The sequence below is a fragment of the Candidatus Streptomyces philanthi genome, assembly GCF_059553635.1.
The window spans coordinates 1-6,365 of sequence record NZ_JCANQV010000310.1; the positions used below are offsets into that span (position 1 = coordinate 1).

The following is a 6,365-nucleotide window of genomic DNA, read 5'->3' on the forward strand; positions in this document are numbered from 1 at the left end:
GCTGACGGAGAACGGTGCGGACACCTGGCGGAGGACGGGACCGCCCGATGACGGGGAAGGCCGTCACCGGGCGGGGGAGGGGCGCCTGCGCCCGCCGTCCGGGCAGGGCGCGGCACGCGGTGCCGCCGGGAGCGGGGGACAGGGCCGAACGCCCTGGGGAGAACGGCTCCGCGTACCCCGGCAGGACGGCCGGGCGGGCGTCCAGGCGCCGCGCGCCCCCGCGTCCCTCAGCTCATCCGCAGGGCCAGGAAGAAGTCCAGCTTGTCCTCCAGCCGTGACAGATCGCGTCCGGTGAGCTGTTCGATGCGGCCGACGCGGTAACGGAGGGTGTTGACGTGGAGGTGGAGGCGGGTGGCGCAGCGCGTCCAGGAACCGTCGCAGTCCAAGAACGCCTCCAGCGTGGGGATCAGCTCGGCGCGGTGCCTGCGGTCGTAGTCCCGCAGCGGGTCCAGCAGCCGGGCCGTGAAGGCGCGGCGCACGTCGTCCGGGACGAACGGCAGCAGCAGCACGTGCGAGGCCAGCTCCTCGTGCCCGGCCGCGCAGACCCGGCCGGGCCGGGCGGCCGCGACCCGGCGGGCGTGCCGGGCCTCCTCCAGGGCGCCGCGCAGTCCCTCGGCGGAGTGCACGGAGGCGCTGACGCCGATCGTCAGCCGACCGTCGTCACCCAGCCCGAGGCCCAGCGGCTCCCGGGCGAGGGCGAGCAGCCCGGCGGCGTCCAGGCCGGTGGCGGCCCGCTCGCCCGGCTCGTCGCCGAGGGCCGGCAGCGCGAGCAGTGCCACCGCCTCGTCGCCGGTGTGGGCGACGGCGATCCGGTCGCCGGACTCCGGCCCCGTGGCGGACGGGTCGGCCAGCATCTCCTCCAGCAGGGCCTGGGCGACCGGCCCGGCGGGCACGTCGCCGCCCTCCCACTCGACCCGGGCGACCACGATCTGCCAGTGCGGGGCGGTCCCCAGCCCCGGCAGCAGGACCGGCGCCGCCACCCGCAGCCGGGCCGCGATCTCGGTGGGCTGGGCGCCCGACTGCACCAGTTCCAGCACCTCCTGGGCGAGCCGTCTGCGCACCGCGCGCGCCGCCTCGCGACGGTCGCGTTCCACGGCGATCAGCTGGGTGACGCCGTGCAGCAGGTCCAGGCGCTCCTCGGGCCAGTCGTCGGCGTCCGCCTCGACGGCCAGCAGCCAGTCCGACAGCAGGGTGGCGCGCGGGTCGCCGTCGTCCTGGCGGACGGGGAAGAGGGAGTACGTGGTGGTGCCGGCGGTGACGCGGTGCGGGCCGCGGCGCCCGGCGCGGGTGGCGGCCAGGTGCTCGCCGGCCAGCCGCGCGGCCACCTCGTCGGGCAGCCGGGTGGCGTCGCCCGCCAGGGAGGAACCGGCGATCTGCCGGCCGGTGGGGGAGAGCACCCAGGCCCGCAGGTCCAGGTCGGAGCCGAGGAGGTCCAGGACGACCTCCGGGCCGCCGCCCGCCGGGCCCGAGGTCATCAGCCGCCGGTGCCGTTCGACGACGGCGGCCAGATCTCCGGCGCGTTCGCCGGAGACCTGCCGGACGACGTACTCGGTGATCGACGCGAACGAGACGTCCTCGACGACGGAGAACAGCGGCAGCCGGTGCCGGGCGCACGCCTCCACCAGATCGCCGGGAACCGCGCCCAGCTCCGCCTCGCCCGCCGCGAGCCCGGCGACACCCGCCGCGACCAGGATGCGGACGAACGGCTCGGAGTCGGCCGGCTCACGCCGCCAGGCCAGCCCCGTGAGGACCAGCTCGCCGCCCGAGAGATAACGGCTGGGGTCGCGCAGGTCGGTGGTCATCACCCCGCGCACCGTGCGCTCCAGCTCGTCCTCGCCCCCGAGCAGCCGAAGGCCCAGGGGTGGTGTCTCCAGGAGTGTGCGGAGCCGCATGCCTCGCCCGCCGATCTGTGCTTCTCGTGTTACCGGTGGAATGCCGCGAGGTTTCTGCACCCCGCCGTTCGTTCGAATCTACAAGACATACGCCCTGGCCAGCCAACCGCTTCATGGTTTCGGTGACTGCACCCGGGGGCCGCACCGCGCGTTGACTTGCCTCAACGGCAGGGAAAAGGACACGGGAGCGCACGGTGTCCAGGGCCGTTGGGCCCGTCCTCCCGGGACGGCGGGCCCGCCGTCGCACCCGATTCGTGGAAGAGGGCCCCGCAATGGACTTCCTTCGCCCCGCAGGCTGGCAGGAGGCGCTCGCCGCCAAGGCGGAACACCCCGACGCCGTGCCCCTCGCGGGCGGAACGGACGTCATGGTCGAGATCAACTTCGACCACCGGCGCCCCCGCCGCCTCCTCGACCTCAGCCGCATCGGCGAACTGGCCGAATGGGAGGTCGGCACGGACACCGTACGGCTGGGCGCCTCGGTCCCCTACACCCGCATCATCGAGAACCTGCGCACCGAACTGCCCGGCCTCGCCCTGGCCTCGCACACCATCGCCTCCCCGCAGATCCGCAACCGCGGCGGCGTCGGCGGCAACCTCGGCACCGCCTCCCCGGCCGGCGACGCCCACCCCGCGCTGCTGGCCTCCGGCGGCATGGTCGAGGCCGAGTCGGTGCGCGGCCGCCGGATGATCCCGGTCGACGCGTTCTATGTCGGCGTCAAGCGCAACGCCCTGAAGCCCGACGAACTCATCCGCGCCGTGCACCTGCCCCGGGCCGACGGGCCGCAGCAGTTCTCCAAGGTCGGCACCCGCAACGCCATGGTCATCGCGGTCTGCGCGTTCGCCCTGGCCCTGCACCCCGCCACCCGCACCGTGCGCACCGGCATCGGCTCGGCCGCCCCCACCCCCGTACGGGCGAAGGAGGCCGAGGAGTTCCTGAACGCCGCGCTGGAGGAGGAGGGGCTGTGGGACTCGGGCGGGCCCGTCCCGCCGTCCGTGGCCCGGCACTTCGCCCAACTGGCCGCCGGCGCCTGCCGGCCGATCGACGACGTACGCGGCAGTGCCCGCTACCGGCGGCACGCCGTCGGGGTGATGGCCCGCCGCACCCTGGGCTGGACCTGGGACGCCTACCGCGGAGGGGAGAGGAGCACGGCATGCGCGTGAACATCACCGTCAACGGCCGCGCGCACACGGCCGACGACGTCTGGGAGGGGGAGAGCCTGCTGTACGTCCTGCGCGAGCGGCTGGGCCTCCCGGGCTCCAAGAACGCCTGCGAGCAGGGCGAATGCGGCTCCTGCACGGTACGTCTCGACGGGGTGCCGGTGTGCGCCTGCCTGGTCGCCGCGGGCCAGGCGGAGGGCCGCGAGGTCGTCACCGTCGAAGGACTCGCGGACCTCGCCCGGCAGCGCGCCGGGGCCGGCGGGCAGGCCGGCGCCCCCGGCGCGCCGGCCCCCGTCCAGCAGGCGTTCCTCGACGCCGGCGCCGTCCAGTGCGGCTTCTGCACCCCCGGACTGCTGGTCGCCGCCGACGACCTGCTGGAGCGCAACCCCTCCCCGACGGACGCCGACATCCGCGAGGCGCTCTCCGGCAACCTGTGCCGCTGCACCGGCTACGAGAAGATCCTCGACGCGGTCCGGCTGGCGGCCGCCCGTACCGCGGCGCCGTCCCCGGCCGCCGGAGAGGGGGCCTGACCATGGCGGACGTCACCCGCGCCCCCGGACATCTCACCCAGGGCGGCAGGACCAGGGCCGGCATCGGCGAGTCCGTGCCGCGGCCCGACGGCACCCTCAAGGTCACCGGCGAGTTCGCGTACTCCTCGGACATGTGGCACGAGGACATGCTGTGGGGCCACACACTCCGCTCCACCGTCGCCCACGCCGAGATCGTCTCCCTCGACACCGCCGAGGCACTGGCCCAACCGGGCGTGTACGCCGTCCTCACCCACGACGACCTGCCCACCGGCCGCACCACGTACGGGCTGGAGCTCTCCGACACCCCCGTGCTCGCCCACGGCAAGGTCCGCCACCACGGCGAGCCGGTGGCCCTGGTCGCCGCCGACCACCCCGAGACCGCCCGCCGCGCCGCCGCCAAGATCAAGGTCGAGTACCGCGAACTGCCCGTCGTCACCGACGAGGCCACCGCCCTCGCCGAAGGCGCACCCCTCGTCCACGAGGAACGCCGCGACCACTACGCCGCGCATGTCCCGCACCCCAACATCGTCCACCGCCAGCCCGTCGTCCGCGGCGACGCGGCCGCCGCGGCGCGGCGCGCGGACGTCGTCGTCACCGGCGAGTACGTCTTCGGCATGCAGGACCAGGCGTTCCTCGGCCCGGAGTCCGGCCTCGCGGTGCCCGCCGAGGACGGCGGCGTCGACCTGTACATCGCCACCCAGTGGCTCCACTCCGACCTGCGGCAGATGGCGCCGGTACTGGGGCTGCCCCCGGAGAAGGTGCGGATGACGCTCGCCGGGGTCGGCGGCGCGTTCGGCGGCCGCGAGGACCTGTCGATGCAGATCCACGCCTGTCTGCTGGCCCTGCGTACCGGCAAACCCGTCAAGATGGTCTACGACCGCTTCGAGTCCTTCTTCGGCCATGTCCACCGGCACCCCGCGACCCTCCGCTACGAGCACGGCGCCACCGCCGACGGCAGGCTCACCCACGTCACCTGCCGCATCGTGCTGGACGGCGGCGCCTACGCCTCCTCCTCCCCGGCCGTCGTCGGCAACGCCGCCTCCCTGTCCGTCGGCCCCTACGCCGTCGACGACGTCGACATCGAGGCGCTCGCCCTCTACACCAACAACCCGCCGTGCGGGGCGATGCGCGGCTTCGGCGCCGTCCAGGCGTGCTTCGCCTACGAGGCGCAGATGGACAAGCTCGCCGCGCGGCTCGGCATGGACCCGGTGGAGTTCCGGCGGCGCAACGCCATGGAACAGGGCACGCTGATGCCGACCGGCCAGCCCGTCGAGTCCCCGGCGCCCGTCGCCGAACTGCTGCGCAGGGTCAAGGCGCTGCCGATGCCGCCCGAACGGCAGTGGCTGGCCGCGGGCGAGGGCGCCGACGTACGGGCACTGCCCGGCGGGCTGTCCAACACCACCCACGGCGAGGGCGTGGTGCGCGGGGTCGGCTACGCCGTCGGGATCAAGAACGTCGGCTTCTCCGAGGGCTTCGACGACTACTCCACCGCCCGGGTCCGCCTGGAGGTCGTCGGCGGCGAACCGGTCGCCACCGTGCACACCGCGGCGGCGGAGGTGGGCCAGGGCGGGGTGACGGTCCAGGCCCAGATCGCCCGCACCGAACTGGGCGTCCGCCAGGTCACCCTCCACCCGGCCGACACCCGCGTCGGCTCCGCCGGCTCCACCTCCGCCTCCCGGCAGACGTACATGACCGGTGGCGCGGTCAAGCACACCTGCGAGGCGGTGCGCGAGGAGGTGCTGGAACGGGGGCGCCGCGCGTTCGGGACGTACCACCCGGCGTGGGCGACGGCCGAACTGCTGCTGGAGGACGGCAAGGTCGTCACCGACGGCGGGGAGGTGCTGGCGGAGCTGGCGGACGTCCTGGGGGACGCGGCGATCGATCTGGAGCTGGAGTTCCGGCACCGGCCCACCGAGGCGTTCGACCTGGTCACCGGCCAGGGCAACGGCCATGTGCAGTACTCGTTCGCCGCACACCGGGCGGTGGTCGAGGTGGACACCGAACTGGGCCTGGTCAAGGTCGTCGAGCTGGCCTGCGCGCAGGACGTCGGCAGGGCGCTCAACCCGCAGGCCGTCGTCGGGCAGATCCAGGGCGGCACCACCCAGGGGCTGGGCGTCGCCGTCATGGAGGAGATCCTCGTCGACCCCCGGACGGCGAAGGTGCGCAACCCCTCCTTCACCGACTACCTCATCCCCACCATCCTCGACACCCCCGCCCTCCCCGTCGACGTCCTCGAACTCGCCGACGACCGGGCCCCCTACGGACTGCGCGGCGTCGGCGAGGCCCCCACCCTCTCCTCGACCCCGGCCGTCCTCGCGGCCATCCGGAACGCCACCGGGCTGGAACTGAACCGCACGCCGGTACGCCCCGAGCACCTGACCGGCACCGGATGAGCCGCCCGGGACCCCCGAGCGGCCCCACGACACCCGGGAGCCAGGCACCATGAACCACGAGCCCACCGAGCCGTCGGCCGACCGCCCGTGAGGAGACCACCATGCTGGACATCGCCGAAGAACTGCACCGGTGGGTCGGGCAGGGCCGCGACTTCGCGGTGGCCACCGTCGTCGCCGTCCGGGGCAGCGCGCCGCGCCTGCCCGGCGCCGCCCTCGCCGTCGACACCGACGGGACGGCGGTCGGCTCGGTCTCCGGCGGATGCGTGGAGGGCGCGGTCTACACGCTGTGCCAGGACGTCCTGCGTTCGGGCGAACCGGCCCTGGAAACCTTCGGCTACAGCGACGAGGACGCCTTCGCGGTCGGGCTGACCTGCGGCGGGATCATCGACATCG

The 6,365-nt window shown here is 74.6% G+C and carries 5 protein-coding genes; 4 read left to right on the forward strand and 1 reads right to left on the reverse strand.

Translation table 11 applies throughout. From position 1 onward, the window contains the following. Positions 1–227 precede the first annotated feature (227 nt). A complete protein-coding gene (locus AC51EU_RS25480; RefSeq protein WP_496269417.1) occupies positions 228–1,892 on the reverse strand; it encodes a PucR family transcriptional regulator in 1,665 nt (554 codons plus the stop codon). A gap of 272 nt (positions 1,893–2,164) precedes the next feature. Here AC51EU_RS25480 and AC51EU_RS25485 point away from each other — a divergent pair, with 272 nt between their 5' ends. The 4 genes from AC51EU_RS25485 to AC51EU_RS25500 form a co-directional block, all read left to right on the forward strand. Continuing rightward, the gene (locus AC51EU_RS25485; RefSeq protein ID WP_496269418.1) at positions 2,165–3,052 is read left to right on the forward strand and encodes an FAD binding domain-containing protein; all 888 of its coding nucleotides are present in this window, start codon (positions 2,165–2,167) and stop codon (positions 3,050–3,052) included. Next, a complete protein-coding gene (locus AC51EU_RS25490; RefSeq protein WP_496269419.1) occupies positions 3,043–3,579 on the forward strand; it encodes a (2Fe-2S)-binding protein in 537 nt (178 codons plus the stop codon). The genes AC51EU_RS25485 and AC51EU_RS25490 overlap by 10 nt, the downstream gene beginning before the upstream one ends. Before the next feature lie 2 nt (positions 3,580–3,581). Then, complete coding sequence (locus AC51EU_RS25495; protein WP_496269420.1) at positions 3,582–5,972, forward strand: xanthine dehydrogenase family protein molybdopterin-binding subunit; 2,391 nt, start codon at positions 3,582–3,584, stop codon at positions 5,970–5,972. 101 nt (positions 5,973–6,073) lie between these two features. Beyond that, on the forward strand, positions 6,074–6,365 hold a 292-nt coding region (locus AC51EU_RS25500; RefSeq protein WP_496269421.1), incomplete at its 3' end, for an XdhC family protein.

Coding starts and splice junctions, on each gene's coding strand:
- AC51EU_RS25485 (WP_496269418.1), top strand. CDS start 2,165: ATGGACTTCCTTCGCCCCGCAGGCTGGCAGGAGGCGCTCGCCGCCAAG.
- AC51EU_RS25480 (WP_496269417.1), bottom strand. CDS start 1,892: ATGCGGCTCCGCACACTCCTGGAGACACCACCCCTGGGCCTTCGGCTG.
- AC51EU_RS25495 (WP_496269420.1), top strand. CDS start 3,582: ATGGCGGACGTCACCCGCGCCCCCGGACATCTCACCCAGGGCGGCAGG.
- AC51EU_RS25490 (WP_496269419.1), top strand. CDS start 3,043: ATGCGCGTGAACATCACCGTCAACGGCCGCGCGCACACGGCCGACGAC.